18 protein-coding genes are annotated in these 24,421 nt (G+C 40.7%); 12 read left to right on the forward strand and 6 right to left on the reverse strand.

The window, feature by feature from the left end; all coding sequences use genetic code 11:
* Positions 1-135: 135 nt before the first annotated feature.
* From FDK13_RS22690 to FDK13_RS22715, 6 genes are all read left to right on the forward strand, one after another.
* Positions 136-1,335, forward strand: coding sequence for a deoxyribodipyrimidine photo-lyase (locus tag FDK13_RS22690; protein WP_137342298.1), 1,200 nt, complete (start codon positions 136-138; stop codon positions 1,333-1,335).
* A gap of 123 nt (positions 1,336-1,458) precedes the next feature.
* Positions 1,459-2,040 carry a LemA family protein gene (locus tag FDK13_RS22695; RefSeq protein ID WP_137342299.1) on the forward strand — a complete coding sequence of 194 codons (582 nt, stop codon included), beginning with the start codon at positions 1,459-1,461 and terminating at the stop codon, positions 2,038-2,040.
* A gap of 89 nt (positions 2,041-2,129) precedes the next feature.
* Positions 2,130-2,567, forward strand: coding sequence for a TPM domain-containing protein (locus FDK13_RS22700; RefSeq protein WP_137342300.1), 438 nt, complete (start codon positions 2,130-2,132; stop codon positions 2,565-2,567).
* Between the two features lie 9 nt (positions 2,568-2,576).
* Positions 2,577-3,350: a TPM domain-containing protein gene (locus tag FDK13_RS22705; RefSeq protein WP_137342301.1), complete on the forward strand. Its 774-nt coding sequence runs from the start codon at positions 2,577-2,579 to the stop codon at positions 3,348-3,350.
* 201 nt (positions 3,351-3,551) lie between these two features.
* The gene (locus tag FDK13_RS22710) at positions 3,552-4,460 is read left to right on the forward strand and encodes a DUF8428 domain-containing protein (protein WP_137342302.1); all 909 of its coding nucleotides are present in this window, start codon (positions 3,552-3,554) and stop codon (positions 4,458-4,460) included.
* A gap of 240 nt (positions 4,461-4,700) precedes the next feature.
* On the forward strand, positions 4,701-6,191 hold the full coding sequence (locus FDK13_RS22715) for a peptide MFS transporter (protein ID WP_137342303.1): 1,491 nt from the start codon (positions 4,701-4,703) through the stop codon (positions 6,189-6,191).
* Positions 6,192-6,280: 89 nt separating this feature from the next.
* Here FDK13_RS22715 and FDK13_RS22720 read toward each other — a convergent pair whose 3' ends face one another.
* The gene (locus FDK13_RS22720; protein ID WP_137342304.1) at positions 6,281-7,930 is read right to left on the reverse strand and encodes a M28 family metallopeptidase; all 1,650 of its coding nucleotides are present in this window, start codon (positions 7,928-7,930) and stop codon (positions 6,281-6,283) included.
* A 163-nt stretch (positions 7,931-8,093) separates the two neighbouring features.
* Between FDK13_RS22720 and FDK13_RS22725 the strand changes: the two genes are divergently transcribed.
* Positions 8,094-10,142: a M13 family metallopeptidase gene (locus FDK13_RS22725; RefSeq protein ID WP_137342305.1), complete on the forward strand. Its 2,049-nt coding sequence runs from the start codon at positions 8,094-8,096 to the stop codon at positions 10,140-10,142.
* Between the two features lie 98 nt (positions 10,143-10,240).
* On the opposite strand, the gene FDK13_RS22730 is transcribed toward FDK13_RS22725, so the two are convergent.
* The 4 genes from FDK13_RS22730 to FDK13_RS22745 form a co-directional block, all read right to left on the reverse strand.
* The gene (locus tag FDK13_RS22730) at positions 10,241-11,404 is read right to left on the reverse strand and encodes an AraC family transcriptional regulator (protein ID WP_137342306.1); all 1,164 of its coding nucleotides are present in this window, start codon (positions 11,402-11,404) and stop codon (positions 10,241-10,243) included.
* A gap of 74 nt (positions 11,405-11,478) precedes the next feature.
* Entirely contained in the window at positions 11,479-12,729 is a 1,251-nt protein-coding gene (locus FDK13_RS22735) for an MFS transporter (protein ID WP_137342307.1), read from the reverse strand.
* Between the two features lie 57 nt (positions 12,730-12,786).
* Complete coding sequence (locus FDK13_RS22740) at positions 12,787-13,617, reverse strand: ROK family protein (RefSeq protein WP_137342308.1); 831 nt, start codon at positions 13,615-13,617, stop codon at positions 12,787-12,789.
* A gap of 130 nt (positions 13,618-13,747) precedes the next feature.
* Positions 13,748-16,342, reverse strand: a complete 2,595-nt coding sequence (locus tag FDK13_RS22745) for a family 20 glycosylhydrolase (RefSeq protein WP_137342309.1) — start codon at positions 16,340-16,342, stop codon at positions 13,748-13,750.
* A 180-nt stretch (positions 16,343-16,522) separates the two neighbouring features.
* Here FDK13_RS22745 and FDK13_RS22750 point away from each other — a divergent pair, with 180 nt between their 5' ends.
* The 4 genes from FDK13_RS22750 to FDK13_RS22765 are packed head-to-tail and all read left to right on the forward strand — an operon-like array spanning position 16,523 to position 21,219.
* Entirely contained in the window at positions 16,523-17,629 is a 1,107-nt protein-coding gene (locus tag FDK13_RS22750; RefSeq protein ID WP_137342310.1) for an acyltransferase family protein, read from the forward strand.
* Positions 17,630-17,677: 48 nt separating this feature from the next.
* On the forward strand, positions 17,678-20,104 hold the full coding sequence (locus FDK13_RS22755; RefSeq protein ID WP_137342311.1) for an alpha-glucuronidase family glycosyl hydrolase: 2,427 nt from the start codon (positions 17,678-17,680) through the stop codon (positions 20,102-20,104).
* Between the two features lie 21 nt (positions 20,105-20,125).
* Positions 20,126-20,932, forward strand: coding sequence for an HpcH/HpaI aldolase family protein (locus tag FDK13_RS22760; RefSeq protein ID WP_137342312.1), 807 nt, complete (start codon positions 20,126-20,128; stop codon positions 20,930-20,932).
* 41 nt (positions 20,933-20,973) lie between these two features.
* Complete coding sequence (locus FDK13_RS22765; RefSeq protein WP_137342313.1) at positions 20,974-21,219, forward strand: hypothetical protein; 246 nt, start codon at positions 20,974-20,976, stop codon at positions 21,217-21,219.
* A gap of 411 nt (positions 21,220-21,630) precedes the next feature.
* Here the strand turns inward: FDK13_RS22765 and FDK13_RS22775 are convergent, their stop codons facing one another.
* Positions 21,631-22,644, reverse strand: coding sequence for a nucleoside hydrolase (locus tag FDK13_RS22775; protein ID WP_229216171.1), 1,014 nt, complete (start codon positions 22,642-22,644; stop codon positions 21,631-21,633).
* Between the two features lie 149 nt (positions 22,645-22,793).
* Here FDK13_RS22775 and FDK13_RS22780 point away from each other — a divergent pair, with 149 nt between their 5' ends.
* Positions 22,794-24,392, forward strand: a complete 1,599-nt coding sequence (locus FDK13_RS22780; protein WP_137342314.1) for an amidase — start codon at positions 22,794-22,796, stop codon at positions 24,390-24,392.
* The last annotated feature ends 29 nt before the right edge of the window (positions 24,393-24,421 follow it).

The following is a 24,421-nucleotide window of genomic DNA, read 5'->3' on the forward strand; positions in this document are numbered from 1 at the left end:
CCGAAGCGACTATTTTGTTGGATTCTTTGTTTCATAACCACCTTGCTTTATCTCGTTCTCCGTTCGTCATGCATTCGGGCAATTTTAGTATACTTGCAAGAACAACAATAAATTCTTCTTCTATTATTTTCTTCAATGATTCACCGCATTATCTATTGGTTCCGCAACGACCTTAGACTTCATGACAACGAAGCCTTTTTTTCTGCCACACAAATTGCACAGGAAGTTGTTCCGGTTTATGTTTTTGACCCGCGTCAGTTTGAAAAAACAAAATTCGGTTTCCGTCGTGCAGGAGCATTAAGAGCTCAGTTTTTGTTAGAATCCGTCCTGGATTTAAGAAACCGGCTGCGTGAAAAAGGTGGAGATTTATTAATCCGCGTTGGCGAACCGGAAAAGATCGTAGCACAACTGGCAGAAGAGTATAACGCCCAATATATCTATACGAGCAAGGAAATTGCGCCTGATGAAACCAGTGTTGAAACTTCGTTAAGTAAAAATATCAAAGTGATGAACGTTGATATCAAACTTTTCTGGATGACAACGCTTGGAAGCGCGGTTGACCTGCCATTTTCTATTGCAAAATTACCTTTCGATTTTCCGGAGTTTTATGAAAAAATGAAGCCTGGACTTAAAGTGAAAACCGTATTCCCGGAACCTGAACATATTAATTTACCGCAGGGCTACGAAGCTGGTTTAATTCCATCCTTACCGATGCTTTCAATAGATCCTTTTGAAATTGATGCCGAGAAAAAATCGTCAGGATCTTTACAAAAGGGAGGAGAAACGATCGGATTAACAAAACTGGAACAGTTTATTGAAGAAAATATCAAAGCAGGTAAAGCACTTACTTCGGCAGAACCTATTGTAGATTATGAATTATCAACCTGGCTTTCCCTCGGTTGTTTGTCCCCAAGATATATTTATTCAATACTTCTTCCCTATTTGTCAGAAAATGAGGATGCGAAAGTCATTGTCAGAGATCTTTTAAAAAGGGATTTTTCAAACTGGACATTACTTCGTCATGGTTCAAGGCTTTTCAAACCAGGCGGAATAAAACATGAAATCAATAAACGCTGGCTTAATGAGCTTCCATTGTTTGAAAAATGGATGAATGCTGAAACTGAAAATGACGCTGTGAATACGGCCGTTACCAAACTTATCACAACAGGATATCTGACAACTACCGAAAGAGTGCTCGCAGCAGATTATCTGACCAACGAACTTGGTATAAACTGGACCTGGGGAGCTATGTTTTTTGAAAGTTACCTGATTGATTATAACGTTTCAGGAAACTGGGTAAGGTGGAATACGATCGCCGGCGTAGGCAGTATTTAATCCTGTCATCACGGTTGGTGGCGCTATATAATGCCTCGTTGCCGATTGTGTAGTTTTTCTTAAAGATTTTGCTAGCTTTGGCCAACTTTGGACCAAATCATTAACTCTAAATCAAATATTACAATGTCAAAAGGACTTATCGCAGTTGTTGTCATTCTCCTGATTTTCGGATTTGTTGGATGTGGCAAATATAATGGCCTGGTAGGCAAAGATGAAGTTGTGAAAGAATCATGGGCAAAAGTCGAAAGCCAGTACCAACGCCGCGCAGACCTTATTCCAAACTTAGTGAGTACGGTAAAAGGTGCAGCAGATTTTGAAAAAAGCACTCTAACTGCGGTTATTGAAGCCCGTGCAAAAGCAACTTCAACAACCATCAATGCAGACCAGCTTACTCCTGAAAATATCACTAAATTTCAAGGTGCACAAGATCAGTTAAGCGGCGCTTTATCCCGCCTTTTAGTATCGGTTGAAAAATATCCTGACCTGAAAGCAAACCAGAACTTTTTGGAACTTCAGGCACAATTGGAAGGAACTGAAAACCGTATCGCCGTAGCCCGTAACGATTTCAACACGGTAGTAAAAGATTACAACCAGGAAGTACGTACTTTCCCTACTAATCTTTTCGCAGGTATTTTCGGATTCGCTCAAAAAGGTTACTTCACAGCCGCAGCCGGCTCTGAAAAAGCACCATCAGTACAATTTTAATAAGAAAGTTGGGTTTCGGAAGCTTTTCCTCAAACCCAACTTTCAACTGCCCGGCGGCCCGGTTTCCACTCTTAACTTTCAACTAATCCATGCCTGATTCACTTTTTTTCTCAGAAGAGGAACAAAAGCAAATTATTGCTGCAATACAGGAAGCTGAAAAACAAACTTCGGGTGAAGTTAAAGTGCATATTGAAAAAAAATGTGACGCCGAAGATGTTCTGGAAAGAGCAAAAGAGGTTTTTGGACTTTTGAAAATGTATGCAACAGCGGAACAAAACGGAGTACTTTTTTACCTTGCTTACGAAGACCGGAAATTTGCAGTTTTAGGAGATAAAGGAATCAATGAAAAGGTGGAAGCTGATTTTTGGAATAGTACCAAAGACCTGCTGCGCAGTTATTTCTCCCAAAACAAATATACGGAAGGACTTTGCGCAGGAATAAAAGAAGCTGGTTTACAATTAAAAATTCATTTCCCATATCGCTCGGACGATGTTAATGAACTACCTGACGATATTTCTTTCGGGTAAATATTTCTTATGAAAAAATACACCATTTTTTCTTTAATGTTTTTACTTATTCTTTGCCGCGTTTCGGCACAGGATATACCGGCGAAGCCTAATCCACCTCGTCTGGTCAATGATTTTGCAAAGCAGCTGAACCCAACGGAAATCAGCGCGCTTGAACAAAAACTGGATGCTTACAACGATTCTACTTCCTCACAGATTGCCATTGTTGTAATCCCGACAACCGGAGATTATGCCATTGCCGATTATGCCTTAAAGCTGGGAAGAGAATGGGGCGTTGGTGGCAAGGGGAAAAATAATGGTATCGTCATTCTCTGGGCTTCTACTGACCGGAAAATTTACATAAGTACCGGCTATGGTATGGAAGGTGCCGTACCGGATGCAATTGCCAAAAGAATAATCACGCAGGTAATCACTCCGGAATTTAAGAATGGAATGTATTACCGGGGATTGGATAAAGGTGTAGATATGTTGATAAAATATGCCACCGGAGAATATAAAGCCGATCCAAAAGATAATGAAGACGGCGGCGGAATTTCTCCTATGCTTATTTTCGTCATTGTGTTTATTGTTATCCTTATTATTATTTCCCGTAACAAAGGCGGTGGCGGTGGTGGTTTCCGTAGCATGGGTGGTGGCCCTATTTTCTTTCCTTATACCACGCATTCCAGCGGCGGAAGCTCATCAGGAAACTGGGGCGGAGGTTTTGGAGGAGGAGATGGTGGTGGTTTCGGCGGATTTGGCGGTGGAAGTTTTGGCGGAGGCGGAGCAGGCGGAGATTACTAACTGCGGAATTATTCGCCAGTTTTTACTGAAAATAATATCCCGTTTTAATTAAACGGACTAAAATAAAAAGGAAACCCGTTCAAAGTCATATACTTCGGACGGGTTTTTTCTTTTACCAAAATAAATAAGCCAGAACGTATATGCTGGCACAATTATTTGATAGAACATTTACAAGAATAAGTTTAACCTAAATTAAATGTTATGGAGAATAAGAATAATACGGGCCTTGTTATTGGCTTAATCATTATGACCGTTGTCGCTGCCGTGTTCGGATATTTGTATTATCAGGAACGTAACATCACAACAAAACAGGAAGCAGATTTAGAAGTTCGTGTCAATGAACTTGCTATGAACGAGATCAAACTCGATTCCATTTCAAAACAACTTGACGCAAAAATTGTTGAAGTACAAGGGCTTGGCGGAAACATTGAAGAACTTCAAAAAGCCAAGGCGGATCTTCAAAAAGATCGTGCAGCATTACGTAAAGGCACAATTACGTTAGGAAATAAAATTAAAGAATACGAAACTTTCCTTACTAAAAAGGATGAAGAAATTGCTCAGTTGAGAGAGGAAAACCAGCAATTGATCAGTAAGACAGAAACATTAACTCAGGAAAAAGCTGATTTGGAAACGAGTAAAAAAGCTGTTTCAGATTCGCTTTCCGGTGTTGTAACAAAAAATGCAGAGCTTGAATCCAAGGTTACAATGGCTGCTGCTTTGCGGGCGCGTAACGTCAAGGTCTATGCGATTTCATCCAAAGGAAAAGTTCGTGAAGGTGAAAACGTAAAAGCAAAACGAATTGATAAAATCAGAGTTGATTTTATTCTTGAAAAAAATGCGTTGACTCAGGCAGATAACAAAAAAGTCTATCTGCGTGTTATTGACCCAACGGGTGCTACAATTTCTGACGACGCAACCGGTTCCGGAAAGTTCGAGTATAACGGACAGGAACAAGGTTACACGATCAGCCAGGATGTAATGTACAGCAATAATAATCAGGATGTAAGCATTTTGTATGATAGAAATGCTGCTTTCAAATCCGGAACGTATACGATAGAATTGTATTCCGAAGGATTTCAGATTGGACAAGGATCGTTTTCTGTGAAGTAAATAACAAGTAGTGCCAGAAGCCGGAGGATATGGATCAAAAACCATATTCTCCGGCTTTTCTATGGTCGGAAAAATAAATGTGACCAGCAATGGGTTTATCTGATTACAGCTGTTATTTAAAAAGACTGAAATGATTGCTCAAACAAATAAATATTTAAAATTTGGTCATAATTCCTATCTTGCGCTATTAAAACCACCCGGCAAGAGCGTATTGCCAAATAAAATACTTCTATTCTCTTTATGACTTCGACTCTATCACAGAAGCACCCTCGCGGTCTTTATGTTCTTTTCTTTGCCGAAATGTGGGAGCGTTTCAGCTTCTACGGTATGCGGGCCATTCTTCTGCTCTTCCTTTTGGATAATGTCAGAGGAGGCATGGGGCTTGAAGCAGCAGAAGCTGCCGCTGTGTACGGATTATATACTTCATCTGTTTATTTGTTAACACTTCCCGGAGGTTGGCTTGCCGACAATATCCTTGGACAAAAGAAAGCGATCTGGTATGGCGGGATCGTCATCATGCTCGGTCATATTATTCTGGCAATTCCCGGCGGGACAAGCGTCTTCTTCATTGGATTGATTACTGTGGCTATCGGAACAGGATTGTTGAAAGCTAATATCAGTTCGATTGTTGGGGAACTATATCCGGAAGGCGGGGCAAGACGCGATGCAGCTTTCTCCATTTTTTACATGGGAATTAACCTGGGTTCGGTATTAGGAATTACCATTGTAGGCTTTCTTGGTCAGAAAATCAACTGGCATATGGGATTTGGTGCTGCGGCCGTCGGTATGTTTCTTGGTTTGACTGTATTCAGATATGGAAGCAAAAAATATCTGCAAGGCTTTGGCGAAGTGCCAGCCGCTAAAATAAGTACACCTGAATCCGTTGCTAAATCCGGCTCGGAGAAAAAACTTGGGTATGGACTGGTTGCAATGTTAGTATTATTTCTATCAGCATTGCAATTAAAGGGATACATTGACATGACCACCGCTCAGGGTCTTGCACAAGGAGCAGGTATTATCATCGTAACGGTTTCTTTGTTTTACTTCATTTACATCCTCGTTGCGGGAGGGTTAGATCCAGTTGAAAGAAAAAGAATTTATGTATTGATCGTTTTCTTCCTTGCCGCAGCCATATTCTGGTCAGGATTTGAGCAAGCGGGTTCTTCCCTGCAAATTTTCGCAGAACGTTATACGCAGCGTACTTTTGGCGGTTGGCAAATGCCTTCGAGCTGGTTCCAGAATTTCAACGGAACATTTATCCTGATTTTTGCCCCGGTTATGGCAAGTCTGTGGATCTATCTTTCAGCAAAAGGAATAAATCCTGCTACACCTATCAAGTTTGCAATCGCATTATTATTGGTTGGAACCGGATTCTTTTTCATGGAAATGGCATCCAAAATTGCCGTTACAGGACGATTGGCCTCTCCACTATTTTTAACATTTACTTATTTAGTTCACACGATCGGCGAACTTTGCCTGAGTCCTGTTGGATTAAGTTCTTATACAAAATTGGCCCCAAAACGTTACGTCAGCCAGTTAATGGGAATATGGTTTGTAGCCGCTTCCTTAGGAAACCTGATCGCCGGATTATTTGCGGGTGGTTTTGACGAAGAAAATTTACAGCAAATGCCAGCACTTTTCCATCAGGTAACTTTATTCTCTGTTGGATTTGGATTGCTGCTTTTGTTATTCTGGAAACCGGTAAAAAAGTGGATGGGTGGAATTCAGTAGTTAGCGGTTAGCAAGAAATATTTACAGGCAATCAGAAGTTCCCAAAGGCGTCAACTTTTAAAAGTTGACGCCTTTGGTTTTTAACAATATCATTTCCCCATCGACTTATCTCGGATCGCTTTAAATTCCGAACCTTTTTTCCAACCTGGAAAAGTAACTTCGTTACTCAAACTATACCCGACATTGAACAGTAATTGCATGTCTTCAATAATTCCTGAAATATCCCAGGAGGATGAATATTCGTCAGCAGGTGAATGGTATCGGTTGTCATTGTAATCCTTTTTCTGCGCTTCCCCCCATGCCTCTCCATGCTCCACAGATACCGATCCGTTTTCAATATACAAAGCAGGAATTCCCACTTTTGCAAAATTGAAATGATCAGAACGGAAATACCAGCCGCCCGACGGATCCGGCTCCCCACGTGTTGTGCGTCCTTGTCGTGCGGCAGCTTCATCTGCATAATCATCCAGATCGGATTGTCCTTTTCCCACCAGGATAATATCCTTCATTTTGCCAAAGGGCTGCAAAACATCCATATTGATATCTGCCACTGTTTTGTTAACTGGATAAACCGGATGTGACGTATAATACTCTGAACCCAGCAGACCTTGCTCTTCCGCTGTAACAGATAAAAATAAAATCGATCTGGATGGTTTTTTATTCAGCTTGGTAAAGGCACTGGCAATTTCCAGTAAAGCCGCGGTTCCGGAAGCATTATCCGCTGCACCGTTATAAATAGAATCTCCCTTGATCGCTTCACCTTTTCCAAAATGATCCCAATGCGCTGAATAAATAATGTATTCGTCTTTGCGATCGGTTCCCGGTAATAGCGCGAGAACATTATTCGAAGTTGATTTCTTGATCTTGTTATTAATCACAAGTGAAGTTTTGAGATTTAGCGTAACTGGTTTGAATCCTTTTTTCCCTGCCTCAATCAGCAAACTATCCGAAACTCCCGCCAGTTGAAATAATTTCTTCGCAGATTCTGAAGTAATCCAGCCTTCCATATTGGCTCTCGACATATTATTATCTTCCGAATCCAGATACAATTTAGATTTTGACCAACCACTTCTCACCACTGCCCAGCCATAACTCGCCGGTTTGGTATCATGGATAATTAATACGCCCGCTGCACCCTGGCGCGCTGCTTCTTCAAACTTATAAGTCCAGCGGCCGTAATAGGTCATCGTTTTGCCTTTGAACAAAGTACTATCAACAAAACCCGGATCATTGACCATAACTACGACCGTTTTCCCTTTTACATCTAATCCCTCATAGTCATTCCAGCCATATTCAGGTGCTACAATTCCGTAACCCGCAAAAATTAAATCCGAGTTTTCAACCTTAACCTGATCCTGTACACGTCGGGAAGCGGCAACAAAATCATCCAGATATTTGAGCGTTACATTTCCTTTTTTATTTTTTATAACAAGAGATCCGGAAGGTTTTGACATAATATCAACCATCGGCACTTTTTGAAAAAAACTATTACCATTACCAGGTTTAAGTCCAAGTTTTTCAAACTCTGTTTTCAAATATTGAATCGTTTTTTCTTCACCCTTTGAGAATGGCTTTCTGCCTTCCAGCGAATCAGAAGCCAAAACAGCGATTTGTTGTGAAAAAACTTTGCCGTCAATCGGCGACAATGGTACATCCCTTTCTGATTTTTCGGATTTTTTACATCCGGTTAATATTAAGCTTAGGAGCGCAAAAAAGAAAAAGAAATCTCTTATTTTCATAATCGTAAAGCGGTAAGGTTGATAATGTGCCCTGTTTCAAACAACAATATTCTGTATTTCTGTAAAACGATAAAGATAACCGATCATCATTATGTTCGTTAACTTATTTGACTTAATAATTACATTTGTTTACACAGCATATTTAACACCAAATTTATTATATATGAAATCAGCTTTTTTGAAGTGGTCTATGCTGGCATCCGTTGTTGTGATGACGGCCAGCTGTAATAAAGAAAAGGAGAAAGAAACATCAACAGAAAAAGTACCCGGATTCCCGCTAAGTTCACTTGACACAACTTACAAAGCCTGTGACGATTTTGACAGCTACGTCAACGGAGGCTGGAAAAAACTCAACCCGATTCCGGGTACAGAAAGCCGTTGGGGCGCATTTGGAATTTTGGACAAGGAAAATAAGGAAGTCAGATTGAAAGGGATTATTAAGGAAATAACCGATCAGAAAGACCGTAAAAAAGGAAGTGAAGAGCAGCAGATCGCCGATTATTACCAATCTTTTCTTGATACCACAACCGTTGAAAAACGCGGTATCGAACCTTTAAAACCGTATCTTGATAAAATTGAAGCCGTAAAATCGCTGAAAGATCTTGCATCGGTTACCGGTGAATTACAAAAAGTCGGTGTTTCAACCGTTCTTGGTTTTGGCGTTGAAGGAGATTTAAAAAACTCCAAAATGAATGTGCTTTATGAAGGCCAGGATGGATTAAGTCTGGGTGAAAAAAGCTACTATGAAAGAACAGATTCCAGTACGGTTAAAGTACGCAGCGAATTCGTAAAACATGTGGATAACATGTTTGGCTTTGCCGGTTTTAAGGATCCGAATCCTGGAAAAACAATTCTGGAATTTGAAACGAAGGTTGCCAAATTACAATTAACGAATGTAGAACTTCGTGATCCTGTAAAAACCTACAACAAAACTTCATTCAAGGATTTCAAACTTTTGGCTCCTGATTTTGATTTGCAGGAATTTGCAGATAAACAGGATATCAAAACGGATACCGTTATCGTACAAAATATCCCATATCTGAAAAGCGTAAATGCCTTGTTGAAAGCAACACCTTTGGCGACGCTGAAATTGTATACCCGCTGGCAATTGCTTTCCAACTTTGCGGGCTATCTTCCTAAAAGTTACGACAAAGAGGATTTCCGCTTTTTCAGTACAGTTATGCGAGGAACGAAACAGCAAAGAACGCGTGCAGACAGAGCGATAAGATCAACAGACGGACTTTTAGGAATGCCGTTGGGAAAACTATTCTCAAAGAAATATTTCCCGGAAGAAGACAAAAAGAAAGTGTCTGAAATGATTGAAAACGTGCGCAGCGTTTACGGTGAAAGAATTGACAAACTTACCTGGATGAGCGATTCGACCAAGGCAAGAGCGCATAAAAAGTTGAAAGCATTTACCTATAAAATCGGTTATCCTGACAAATGGAAGGATTACTCCTCTATTGAAATTGCTTCCGATAAATTATTTGAAAATGTGATCGCTTCGTCCCTATTCCAACATAAAGAAAGCATCAGGAAAATTGGAAAAGAAGTTGACAAAAGCGAGTGGTACATGACGCCACAAACGGTGAACGCATATTACAATCCGTTGAACAATGAAGTCGTTTTCCCGGCCGGAATTTTGCAGCCTCCGTTTTATAACAGAAATGCTGACGATGCTATCAATTACGGAGGAATTATCGCAGTAATCGGTCACGAATTCACCCACGGATTTGATGACCAGGGATCTCAGTTTGATGAAGAGGGAAATCTTAAAAACTGGTGGACAGCTTCGGATCGTACCAATTTTGATAAACTGACTAAAAAGTATATTGATTATTTCAGCGGAATCGAAGCATTACCCGGTTTCAAAATCAACGGTGCTTTAACGATAGGTGAAAACGTAGCCGATTTAGGCGGACTAACACTTGCGTATTACGCATTGGAAAAATCATTAAAAGGAAAACCAGAACCGGCACCAATCGACGGATTTAACTGGAAACAACGTTTCTTCTTAGGCTGGGCTCAGGTTTGGCATATGAACACGACAAATGAAGCGCTGCAAAATCAAATCCAGACGGATCCTCATGCACCGGCAAAAGATCGTATCAACGGACCGCTGCCACATTTGAAAGAATTCCAGGATGCGTGGAGTTGTGGAGCCGGAAGTAAAATGGTGCTACCGGAAACTTCGAGAGTTGTTATTTGGTAGAAAAACATTTTCAGATATCAATATATTTTTCAACAAAAAGAGGAGCCGGATTTTTAAAATCCGGCTCCTCTTTTTGTTGAAAAAACCCTCTCGAATAATTACTTCCCAGCCAGATACCGGTTACGGTATTCACTCGGATTACAACCTTTCACCTGACGAAATTGCCGGGCAATATTTTTACTATCTGATAGGCCCATATCCAACGCAATTTCAAAAACGGACATATCCGTATCAAGTAATTTCTGAGTAAATTTTTCAATCCTAAGATTGTAAATGTATTTATAAATCGGGTAACCCATTACTTCAATAAAGCGTTTTTCCAAAGCCCGTCTTGATAACGGAACCTGTTTTACGACTTCATCCACATGCAGGTTTTTATCAATATTCTGATGGATGTATTTTAACGATGTTGCAATATGGTCATCGTTCGTAGCATAAATATCGGTCGAATGACGTGTGATAACCTGCGTAGGTTTTACGATAATATCATAAAAATCATGTATTCCGTTTTTGATCATATGATCCAGCAGTTTGGCCGCATCATAGCCTCCTTTCTCCGCATCTTGCCCGACACTGGAAAGCGGCGGATCTGAGAATTCACAGATCATTTCATCATTATCAACACCCAAAACAGCCATTTCTTCCGGTATCCTGATTCCGTAAAGCCGACAGGCTTCTGTTATATGCTGTCCCTGATTATCATCACAAGCCATTAAAGCAATAGGCTTAGGAAGCGATTTAAGCCATTTTCCTATTGAATTGGGTTTGTAATACCACAACTCCGAAGGCCTCGCCATTTTATGTTCAAAAAAATGAACCTTATAACCCGCCCGTGTTATACGTTCTTCAAATCCTTCTGACCTTTCCTGAGACCAGACGATATCCTTGAACCCGTAAAAAGCGAAATTTTTAAACCCCTTTTTCAAAAAATAGTCAGCACCCATTCCACCGGCTTCATGGTGTGCACCGGTAATGTTCGGGATTTCGTGAAATCGCTTTTTAAAATCCTGAGCAATAACAGGAATTCCCGCTTCTATAATTTTTCCAATATTGGGATCATTGTAAAATTGCCCGATCATACCATCGGCACCCCATTCCAATGCCCATTTCAATATACCTTCAATCCCTACCGTTTCGCGGTGAAAAAGCGGCATTCTGGTAAAAATCCATGGCCCGTGTTCTCTGGAATATTTGGCAATGCCTTTCAAAAGGGCTTTGCTGTATTCCTCGGCAAAATCAATCAGTAAGATAATTTTATACATAACAGATTGCGCGCTAATACATTCGTAATAATAGAATCCGGTTAGAATTTAAGAATTTTCTTCCACAAATTCCACTACACAAATAATTCCTTGAAACTTTTAACCGTATCATTATTGACCAAAGGTTTTGCCCAAATGCCAATGCTTAGAATGTAGCCAAGCGTAACCAGTAAAAAAAGCATGGCCAGTTTCAACCCAACCAATTCGCCTAAACCGCCGATGATCAAAGGGACAACGGCACCACCGGCGATTCCGGCACATAGAATCCCGGAAAATGTTCCGTGATGATTTGGGACTGAATTAAGCGCCAATGAAAAAATCACTGAATACATCACTGACGCGAAAAAACCGGTTAAAGGAAAGGCGTATAAACTAATTTCTTTTGATCCGAAAAGAGCAGCCAATAAAGAAAATATCGCACCGATTGTAAAGAAAATCAATACTTTCCGGCTATCCAGAAGCTTCAAAAGTATAAGTCCCAGGAAACATCCAATGGTCAGCAACCCCCAGAAATAAGAGATAACAGAAGCGCCGGTTGTGGCCGGATCAACGTCATGGTAGGTCTGTAAAAACTTGGAAATCCAGTTGGCTATTCCCTGTTCGGTGCCGACGTAGGCGAAAATTCCAAAAAAGAAAAGTAACACGGATTTATTGGCAAGAAGCTCGGTGAAAGCTTTTCCCACATCTATTTTTTCATCTTCTTTAAGATCGACTTTCGGGAATTTCACCGTCGCAATGATCACAACCATCAGCAAAGAAATGACGGCAAAAACCCAGTAAAGTGAAACCCATTTCAGATTTTCAGGAACAAGTTTATTTAAAATATCAATCAGAAAACCTGAGTTTGAAGAGTGAACATTCAATACAAGATAGCTGTAAAGCAGCGGACTAAGAAAAGATGCCGCTCCAAAAAATAACTGGGCGAGAACAGAATTAAAGGCAAATTTCTCTTCCCCACCTGCCACCCGCAATAGCGGATTGATAACAACCTGTAACATTGCCATACCGACGCCTATAAGAAAAAGCGAGAATAAGGCAATTGAAAAACCCGGAATGATTGCAAAAAGCAGTGCGCCTCCAAAAGAAAGAATGAATGCCAAGAGCAAAACGGTTTTTTCTCCGTATTTCTCAACCATCAAACCGGCCGGAATAGACATCACACCATAGGCCACAAAAAAAGCAAAAGGAAGGAAACCTGCGAGGCCGATACTCAGATCAAAACTTTCAACGATGTCAGGGATGATGGGACCTAAAATGTTGGTAAGAAAAGATATTACGAAGAAGATCAGTAATATCAATACGACAATAAATGTATTTCGCTTCATAAGGTGGGTTTCTATTGGTATTCTTTCTAATCGCAAGATACCATTATCCTGTTAAGATTATTGATCCATTAAGGCCGCTGCGCCTAACAGAGCAATATTTTCATTTTCAGAAAGCAATAATGTAAGACGTTTGATAGATTCCGGATAGGCAAAATCTTTCAGACTATCCAGCATGCTGGATTTGAAAAATTTGTGTGCTTTTGTCAAAGAACCGCCCAAAATAATCGCTTCCGGATCGTAGGTGTACATGATAGTTTTGATAACTACACCCAAATGACCACCAAACTCTTCCCATATCTTTATGACTTTGGAATCGCCCTTTATTGCAGCTTCGTGTGCGTCAAAAGCATCCATTCCTAATGTATCCTCAAAAAAACGGTTGCAAACATAGTTTTCCAGAATGGAATCCCGGTAAGGCAGCATTCCAATTTCACCGGCGCCGCAGTTATTTCCGGGATACAGCTCATTGTTAATGATCACACCCGAACCAAGGCCTGTTCCAATAGCCATTCCAACGACAGACCTGAATTTTTTGGCTGCCCCAAAACGATGTTCTCCCAGGGTAAAACAATTGACATCGTTGTTGATGGAAACCGGGAGATTAAACTCCTTCTCCACCAGATCTCTCAACGCTACCTCTTCCCAGGACGGAATATTCATTACATTGTAAACAATTCCTTTGTCCACATTGACCACTGAGGGTACACCAATACCAATTCCTTTTACCGGATATTTGGTGTAGGGACGAATTAAATCCATGAGTTGGGTTAAAGTAGAGGAAAGTGAATCCTTATTTTCGAGCAGCACATTACTTTGACTCGTAATGGATCCGCCCAATTCAATCCCGGCACGCATGTTGGTCCCACCGATATCTACGCCTATATTCATCAAAAAAACAGAAGTGATTAATTTTATTGGATATGCTTATTTAATAATCTTTTTAGCAGGCAATGGGCTATCAGTTTTCGGATCAATTTTACAAAAATCCAACCCGAAAGCTGATAGCGATTAACTTAGTCTATTTTACTTCAATAATACTGGCACGACTTGATTTGCCCGCCTTATCAAAGCTTTTCAATTTCACAGTACCCGAAACTTTTACAGGATTGCTATACAAGGCCGACTGAGCGGTAGGCTCGGAACCATCCGTTGTGTAACGAATTGCCAATCCCGGCAAATCCACGTTGGCTTTCAGCATTCCGCCTTCAACAATGGCACCCGGAAGCGGCAAACGGTAATTGTATCCGCCATTTAGGTAACTTAGTCTTGGGATTTCCTTTTGTGCGATGGAATTTGCAAAAACATTCCATCCCGTTGCAATCGCTTTGTCGCGCGTTGTTTTGTCATCGATGGTTTCCCAGCTTCTTTCCTTAGACCAGGCACTTTCCGAGAATCCTAATAATTTTGGCAGAATTGAATATTCCATCATATCTCTTCCTTTGATCGTTTCGCTCCAAAGTTCCGCTTCCAGACCAAGAATATTTTTTCTGGCTTCCGGTCTCAACTTTTCTTTTCCGACAAATTCTTCCTTCATCGGTTTTCCCATTCCTGTGGAAAATGTCGTTTTGAACATATCAAAAGGAGCAAAAGCCCAGTTGTCCCAGGTATTTACAAAACCTGCCCAGTACAATCCCGGCTCTTTCGGATCATTGTTGTAGGACATATCAAAATAGAAATTGGTAACATTACAAAGCACAACCTGATAACCGGCATTCGCCAAACGATTTCCCAAATCCACATCAAATACGTTGTTCCAGATATAAGGTACTACCTGGCGACCAGAAAATTCCGGATTTGCCAGATATTTTCCGGCAGGTGTTTTGGTAAGCGCAACTTCTTCCCAGCCATGAATTTTAAGACCACGTTTTTCCAAACGCGGCACCAATCTCCTGAAAAAATAGGCCTGAAGATTTTTCGGACTTTTGATTTCAGGATTTTCCTTGATCAGTTTGGCAGCCATTGGAGAACCGGACCAGGCACCTTCTGCAACTTCGTCTCCGCCGGTATGGAAAGTGTCCATCGTCAAACCTGCTTCCTTGTACATTTTCGCCATTTCATCTACCACTTTTTCAAAGAAATGGTAAGTCGATTCACGGCCCACGCTTACCACATTATCCTTATAAGCCTGCGCAGAAAGGTAAACCGACTTGTCATCCGGATCGATCAAACGATATTCGTTGGCTTCTTTTTCTTTTCCTTCTTTCATCAGACGCTCATAACGTGCTTCCATGGATTTGATCGCAGCACGGGCATGACCAGGGAAATTCAGTTCAGGAATTACCTTGATATGTCTGTCATTCGCATATTTCAGGATTTCGATAAAATCAGCTTTGGTATAAAATCCGCTTCCGTGTTTCCCTTCTGCGTTTGCAAATGGACCGGAACCATATGAAGGATGCAAAACATTCGTTTCTTTACCCGTTGTATGCTGACGTTGTGCACCCACTTTTGTCAATTCGGGCAGACCGTCAATTTCCACGCGCCAGCCTTCATCTTCCGTTGTATAAAATAAGAGGTGATTAACCTTATAAGTAGCCAATAAGTCAATAATTCGTTTTACAGATTCTTTCGTCTGGAAATTACGGCTGACATCCAGATGCAAACCGCGGAAATAAAAACGTGGTGCATCTTCAATTTGGGTAAAACCTAAGGCGATCGAAGCAGCAGGTTTTTGATAAGTTTCTAATGGAACAAGTGCCAGTAAACTTTGTACACCGTAAAAAACACCAGGAGCATCACTTCCTGTAATGGTAATTCCGCTTGTATTTATTCCCAAATTATATGCTTCGCGGGCAATTCCGTTCACCTGAACTTTTCCGGATTTAAGAATAATACCATTTGTTACAGCCGTTGTCGGTAAACCACTTTTCGGCTGATAATCTTTTCCTGTAAGTGTTTTTAATTTTTCACTTAAATATTTAGCTTCGCCTTCAAGTCCGGCTTCAGCATAAATAGTCGTTTCGTTATTTAAACTAAAAGTACCAGCTCCATTTACAACTTTAACTGGTGCCGGAATAATTTTTTGAAGCTGATCCCCACCCAAAGTTGACATTACCAGATTTTGATTGTAGCGAAGTTCCGCAGTCGGAAGTGGTTCCAAATCCATTTTCCCACGTAAGATCTGTTCTTTGGTTGTAAAAGGTTCAACAGTATAATCAGCTACCTCAACGATATCCTGCTCCTTTCCGTCGTTGTCATAAAAAACGAAATACAATCCCATCGGTGCGTCCGTTTCCTTGATCACACCTTCGGTGCCGGTATAATTGATGGTAATGGAATCGCCGCCATTTAATTTAAAATCTTTCCCCGGTTTCAGTTTATACCAGTCGCCGTTGATATGTTCTACAATGGCAGGCTCAGGTGTTTTATTGGTTTGGATCGGCCTTGGCGACATGTTGAAAAACAATGTCCAGTTTTTATCATTCAGAGCAATATTGCCTCCGTTTTTAATTGTGAATTTTGCCTGAAACACACCTTCCACGTCAGTAAAATTTGTAACCAGCTTCCAGGAAACGGTGATTTTCTGCGCTTCTTCTTTGGAAAATTTACCTGCCGGACTACATGCAGCCAACAGCATAAACGAGGCAATAATTAATAAGAAAGATTTCTTCATTTTGTAAGGTTAATGGATTCGTTAAGGATTTTTCAAAGTTATTTCCCGGAAATAAAATGTCCCGCCTGATCGTATTTGTAATACTGCAAATTGAATAAAACATACCATTATAAAAAGGATTTCCTAACAAGATAGCCCTTAACATATTCAGCTCCGTATATAAACTAAAAAACGGAAAATATGATTAATCGCAGTGATGTCCCAACCCGCCTAGTTTCCCTGGACGCCATGCGCGGTTTTACTATTGCACTGATGATCACGGTAAACTTTCCGGGTAGTGAAGAATTTGTTTACGCAACGTTAAGTCATTCCAAATGGAACGGACTTACTTTCACAGATCTTGTCGCTCCGTTTTTCCTCTTTATTGTTGGCGTTTCCATCGTTTTCGCTTTTTCAAAAAAACTGGAAGATCAAAGTCCTAAAAACGAATTATATAAAAAGATCATCATGCGGTCTTTGAAAATATTTGCAGTTGGCATGTTTCTGAACATGATGCCTGACTTTGATTTTTTGAACTTGCGATGGACTGGCACGTTGCACAGAATTGCTATTGTATTTTTAGTTTGCGCCATTTTATTTCTGAATTCAAACTGGAAACAACAGGCAATCATTGGTATCACAATTTTGATTCTCTATTGCCTTGCTATGAATCTAATTCCTACACCTGGATATGGTAAAGTGATGTTGGAACGCGGTATAAATCTCGCAGCCTGGGTTGATCAACACTATTTGCCTGGAAAAATGTGGCAGGGAACCTGGGATCCGGAAGGTATTTTGAGCACATTCCCTTCCATAGTAACAGGCATTACCGGAATGTTGGCCGGAAGATTAATGCTTACTGATTATTCTCAAACTGAAAAAGTTAGTTATCTGATGAGTATCGGGCTTTTCACCGCAGCCGCCGGATATTTTTGGGGACTTGGATTTCCGGTGAATGAAAATCTATGGACGAGTTCTTTTGTCCTGGTTACTTCCGGTTTTGCGGCTCTGCTTTTTGGAGCATTATATTTCGTTATTGATATTTTAGGTTATCAAAAAGGCACCAAACCAGGTATTATTTTCGGTGCAAACGCCATAACGATTTATGTTCTGGCCGACGTCTTTGCACTTTTCCTTTACCTCCTGCCTTTTGGTGGAAAAACATTAAACCAACACTTCGTCGATACTTTCATTTCAGCCGGTTTTGCTCCAAAACTAGCAAGTCTTATCTACGCTTTGCTTTTTGTTTCAATCAATTTCATACCTGCGCTGCTACTTTATAGAAAAAAGGTTTTCATCAAACTATAACTTGAATGAAATATCAATAAATAAGTGGTTCCCAAATTATTAACGATTATGTATAAGTTCTTTTTCAATTTTTTATTAATTGTATACTTTTTTTCGCCGAAGCAAAGCGCAAAAGCGCAGACGCTTGATCTTTCGAAAGCACAACTATACACGACCATTTCGGATAAAAATACTTTACTGAGAAGTCTGGAAGTCCTGCAAAATGAAGTTGAAAAACGCAGCGGCACAAAGTTTCAAATCGTTAAAAAACTACCAAAAACGGGACAGCAAATTATAGTGATTGCTTTGGAAAGTGATATCCCAAAACTTGCTGATTCTTACTCAAAAGCATTAAATAAATTGCCGGAAATTAAAAGTGAAGGCTTTAAACTTCTCGCAATACCAACTGAGAAAACCGTGCTAATTGTTGGAAAAGATGCAAGAGGAATTCTTTATGGTGTAGGCCGTTTGTTACGAAATATGGAAATACGGCAGGGTGAAATTCATGTTGAAGAAAATCTCGCTATAGCAACAAGTCCACGTTATCCGATTCGTGGACACCAACTTGGATACAGGCCCAAAACCAATGCTTATGATGCATTTTCGGTAGCTGGATTTGATCAGTATATCAGGGATCTTTCTCTTTTTGGTGCTAATAGTATTGAAATCATGCCGCCAAGAACAGATGATGATTTCACCAGTCCGCACATGAAACTGCCCGCGATAAAAATGATCGTTGAACAATCCAGAATTTGTAAGGAATATGGTTTGAATGTTTCCATCTGGTATCCTAACCTTGGAAAAGATTATGCAAATCCGGATTCCATTAAAAAAGAATTGAAAGAAAGAGAAGAAATATTCTCCATTTTGCCAAAGCTGGATGCCGTTTTTGTACCCGCCGGCGATCCGGGAGATCTGGAACCGGATGTCCTTTTTGCCTGGCTGGAAAAAGAAGCTGTGTTATTGCAAAAATATCATCCCAATGCGAAAATCTGGGTTTCGCCACAGGTTTTCCGGCCAACACAAAAATGGTTTGATGCATTCTTTTCTCATGTTAATAAAGAATATTCCTGGTTTGGCGGCGTCGTTTTCGGGCCTTGGATAAAACTGCCGGTGCAGAAAATCCGGGAACTTGTGAAACCTTCCATTCCCATCCGCCACTATCCGGACATTACCCACAATTACAGCTCACAATATCCCGTTCCGCATTGGGATCTGGCTTATGCGATGACGCTTGGAAGGGAAAGTATCAACCCGCGTCCACACGATGAAAAAGCGATCCATAATGCTTTCGATCAATATGGCGTCGGCAGTATCAGTTATTCCGAAGGAACAAATGACGACGTGAACAAATTTGTGTGGAGTGATCAGGATTGGGACCCGGAAAGACCTGTGATTGAAACACTTCGCGACTACGCACGTTTGTTTATAAGTCCGGATTTCACAGAAAATTTCGCACAGGGAATTGTCGCGCTGGAAAATAACTGGCGTGGTGAATTGCTAACAAATGAAAGTGTTGACCGCACCTTATTACAATGGCAGGAAATTGAAAAACTGGCACCTCCGAAAGTTCTGCAAACTGCCCGGTTTCAGATGGGGTTAATCCGCGCTTATTTTGATGCCTATACCCGTCAGCGTTTAATTTATGAAACAGCGCTGGAATCGCAGGCGAAAGAGATTTTGGAAAACGCAAAAGCGGGAACATCGCTTTCATCTATCCAGCAAGCAAAAGGCATTTTGGAAACGGCCTGGAAAAAACCGATTTTATTAGACTATCAGGCTAAATGTCATTCATTGGCCGATTCGCTGTTTAAAAGTATAGGCGCACAGTTGACGATCAAAAAACACGGAGCCATGTCGGGCAGGGGAAATTTTATTGACCTGATCAATATGCCGCTGAATGATGCACCCTGGCTTTTGGATCAGTTTGGACAAATTGAAAAAATTACTGACGAAACTGAAAGGTTGAAAAAAATTCACGAAATGCTGCATCGTACAGATCCGGGCCCTGGTGGATTTTATGATCATTTCGGAGATTCCGAAAGCTGGCATCGTGTTGTTCAGAATTTGAGCTGGAAGGAGGATCCGGGAAGTCTGCTATCGCCTCGAACAAGTTTTGGTGTTGGATTAGTAGGCGAAGAATGGGTTGATGAAATCCAGGCAACCGGATTTAAAGGACAGGTAACGCCTCGCGTCTGGATGAAACAGGTAAAAACTTTGTACGACCAGCCGCTAAAAATTCACTATGACGAACTTGATCCAAAGGCCGATTATCGCATACGGATCGCTTACACAGGACGTTTCCGTTCACGCATGAAAATGACTACCGATGACGGCCAGGTTGTGCACGATTTCATACAAACCGGCGAAACGCCGATTTATGAATTTGATGTACCCAAAGCGGCCATCAGCGACGGAGCAGTAACATTCATCTGGAATTGCGGAGAAGGCGAACGAGGATCGCAGGTTACTGAAATCTGGTTAATTAAAAAATAAATATCTTAACAAGGTTGTCAAATGGGACTTTTACAAAAATTACAAAACGGTGAAAATGTATACGGAACCTGCATTACCTCCACCGGACCGATGTGGCCTGCTGCCATAAAACGTACCGGAGTAGATTTTGTTTTCATCGATACTGAACACATTCCATTAGGAAGAAACGAGTTGGCGGTTTTATGCCAGCAATTCCGTGCTTTGAATATTACACCCATCGTACGCATTCCATGCCCGGATCCATTTCTGGCTTGTCAGGCTATTGATGGCGGCGCATTAGGTATCGTGGCTCCTTATCTCGAATCGGTTGATCAGGTACTGGAACTAGTCGGCGCGACAAAATACCGTCCGTTAAAAGGAGAATTGCTTACAAAATATCTGAACGGAACCGAGCCAATTCCTGAGATCGTAAAAACTTATGTCGAAAATCATAACGCTGAAAATATTTGTATAGCGAATATTGAAAGCGTTCCGGCTATGGAAAAACTGGATGATTTATTGTCGGTAAAAGGTCTGGATGCTGTTTTTATTGGCCCGCATGATTTGTCGGTGAGTTTGGGGTTGCCTGAGCAATATGATCATCCTGAATTTGAAGCGGCTGTTAAAACGATTATCAAAAAAACCAGAGCCAAGGGACTTTCCATTGGTATCCATTTTTCACTGGAACCGGAACGTCAGATTCAGTGGATTAAGGAAGGAGCCAATATTGTGGTACATAGTTTCGATGTGGCACTTTTTGCACAACGTTTGCGCCACGACTTTAATATTATAAAAGAGGCTGTTGGTGATGCGAAAGTTGCTGTTGATGAAGGAAATATGGTGATTTAAGATATTTTTCTTTCGTCATTAAGTTTTTGTAAATTTGATATATGGGAGCATTAGAAATTAATACGAAAATAGTAGACGGATATATCGGTCTTCTCCAGAATTTAAGTCCTAATGATAAGCTAACCCTTATTTCGAGACTTACCGATTCTGTTAAAATGGATTTGAGCGAAAAAAAATCTTTGTTCAAAGAAGCATTTGGTGCCTTCGAATCAGAAGAATCTGCGGAGAAAATTGTTGACAAAATTCGAAACAGCAGAATTTCTACGAGGCAAATCGAATCATTTTGAATAAGTACTTAATCGATCCAAATATCGCAATCTTCTACATGAAGGGGAGGTTTAATCTGAATCATAGATTTGATAAGCTTACAGAAGAAGACTGTTATATATCAGAAATTACACTTGCAGAACTCAAATTTGGCGTAGAAAATAGTGAGTAGTCTGAGAAGAATAAAGTGGTATTGGATAAATTTCTGACGGGTGTTCAAATCCTTCCAATTTTTCATTCTTTGGACTTATATGCCAAAGAAAAAACAAGATTAAGAAAGTTTGGAACACCCGTTGAAGACTTTGATTTACTGATAGCGGTAACTTCCATAACGCATAATTTAATCATGGTTACAAACAACACAAATCATTTCAGCCCTATTAACTCAATTAAATTAGAAGACTGGACTATCGCTTAATTTAACTATTTCTCTACCTCCCGCCTCCTTTATACATCATCAAAGTTTCAATAATCATAGCCAACTCATTAAACGGCATTTCCGGTGTCAGATAAGCGTGCGGCCCCATAGGATCATCACGCCATGAATTTTTTGCACCATCAATGACCATTTTCCCTCTTTTCAAATCAAAATAGTGCTGCGCTCCACGAATGGCGACGAGCACGGCTGTCTGGTCCCAACTCATTCTTCCTTGTTCGTCTTGTTTGCTTTTGGGCATTGCCAATGTATACACATCTTTAACAGGACTTTCCAGATTTTGATCTGCAACTACTCTTAATCCGGTTTTGATCTGGCTTCCTATCTCAAAACCGCTGAAAATAATCTGTGTCGGCCATTTTGAAAATACCTTTTCAGAAGCCGTTGAATCAATATAAACATTAAACTCCCTTCCATTTGGAAAACCTCCTGCCATGGAAACCAACTCTTTCACTTTTCTTTTCACAAGATCCATACCGGATAACGCTGAAATCTTGTCAGGGCCGGATTCCAGTAAATTTGAAAGATTGGTAAGAAAACCTATCGTGACAATCGTTACGCTCTGGTCAGGTTGTGCGGCTAAAATCTTACGATAAGTCTGAATAGCATCAGGCGTTTCTTCGGTAGATTTTATTTTATGAGGATATTTATCAACCAGCATTTCCGGCCATTTTTGTGAAGCTCCCATACTTGGTGCCTTACCTTTTGGGCCCGCTATGGGCAATTCCGGCCGACCGAAATAAGTATTCAGGATTTCAATGGTCGGAGCAACCAATGCATTTTGATTACTGGCAATAACGGCCAGCGGCTTCACTTCTCCCCGATCCGCCAGGGCATGCATAACGGCAATAGCGCCAACATCGTCATAATCAGGCCCTATATCGGTATCCAAAATCATGGAAACTTGCTGGGTGCGGGAAATTTGTGCGGAACAATGCAGATTTGCCAGTAGAAAAAATAATGCTAAAAAGTACTTCATTGGAATAGAAAGGATGTATTGCGGATTCATAAACTTAACCAGGTAAACAGAAATAAACCTTACTTATACTTTCGAATAACCAGGAAATTCTGTTGCAGGTTTTAATATTTTTCTTGTAAAAACATAATCAGGATCGGGCGAAAAGCCTGTATATTTAGATTCACTCTTGTCACAGCTCTATGAAACGCAGAAAATTTATTCATACAGGTTCACTTGCCGGTTTGTCACTTTTTGGGATAACCATGTTTGACTTCAAGTCTACAACAATTCACCCGAAAAATAGTGCCGTAAAGGACTTTAAACTAAATGAACTGACAATCGATGATCTTAAAAAGATGATGGAAACGGGCAAGGCATCGTCAGAATCTCTGGTAAAACTTTACCTGGAACGTATTGCTGAAATTGACAAAAAAGGACCCGGCATTAATGCCATTATCGAAATAAATCCTGACGCACAAAAAATCGCAGCCGAACTGGATAAGGAAAGAGCAGCCGGAAAAATCCGCGGGCCGTTACATGGAATTCCGGTTTTGCTAAAAGATAATATTGACACCGCGGATAAAATGCAAACCACTGCCGGATCTATTGCTTTGGAAGGAAATATTGCCAAAACGGATGCTTTTGTAGTCAAACAGCTTCGAAATGCCGGTATTGTAATTTTGGGAAAAACCAATCTTAGCGAATGGGCAAATTTTCGCTCCGACCGGTCGTCGAGCGGATGGAGCAGCCGCGGCGGACAAACGAAAAATCCTTATGTACTTGATCGTTCCCCTTGCGGTTCCAGTTCCGGCTCGGCGGTAGCTGTTGCGGCAAATTTATGTGTGGTTTCGGTTGGAACGGAAACAAATGGATCCATTGCTTGTCCGGCTTCGATGAATAATGTGGTGGGAATTAAACCAACGGTCGGACTTGTGAGCAGATCAGGTATTATCCCGATTTCTAAAACACAGGATACAGCCGGGCCGTTTGGCAAAACCGTTAGAGATGCTACTTTGCTTTTGGGCGGAATGACGGGAATTGATGTAAATGATGAAGTGACAGCCAGCAGTAAGGGAAAAGCGTTAACTGATTATACCCAATTTTTAAAAGCAGACGGCTTAAATGGAAAACGAATTGGAATAGAAAAAACTTTTCTAAAAAAACACGAAGGCGTAGATTCTTTGTTTAAAGATGCCATCGATTTAATGAAAAGTAAAGGTGCAATACTTGTAGAACTGGAATTTGTAAAGATAAAAGATCTTGGAAATTCAGAAGGACAATTGCTGCAATATGAGTTTAAGGATGGTTTGAATGCCTATTTGAGTAAGTCAAATGGAAAAGTAAAATCCCTGGAAGAACTTATTAAATTCAATAATGCCAACAAAGAAAAAGCGATGCCGATTTTCCCGCAGGATCTTCTGGAACTTTCACAAACGAGAGGCGATTTAAAAAGTGCGAAATATCTGGAAGCTTATGGAAAAATCGCGGGCGTAAGAAAAATAATTGACCAGCTTCTGGACGAGCAAAAACTTGATGCATTATGCGGCCCGGCAACAGGTCCATCCTGGTGTATTGATCCGGTGAATGGTGATTTCTGGACTGGTTACGGATCCTATGGCCCAGCGGCTATGGCTGGTTATCCATCCATTACAGTTCCAATGGGACTTGTCAGTGAAATTCCTATCGGGCTTTCGTTTTTAGGAAGATCATTTGACGAACCCGGACTTTTAAGCATTGCTTATGCGTATGAACAATCTTCCAAAAAGAGAACAGCACCGAAATTTATAAACCACATTTAAAAAGTACCTGAACAATTAAAAACGCACAA

Source organism: Dyadobacter frigoris, from assembly GCF_005280585.1.
GTDB classification, from domain to species: Bacteria; Bacteroidota; Bacteroidia; order Cytophagales; family Spirosomataceae; genus Dyadobacter; species Dyadobacter frigoris.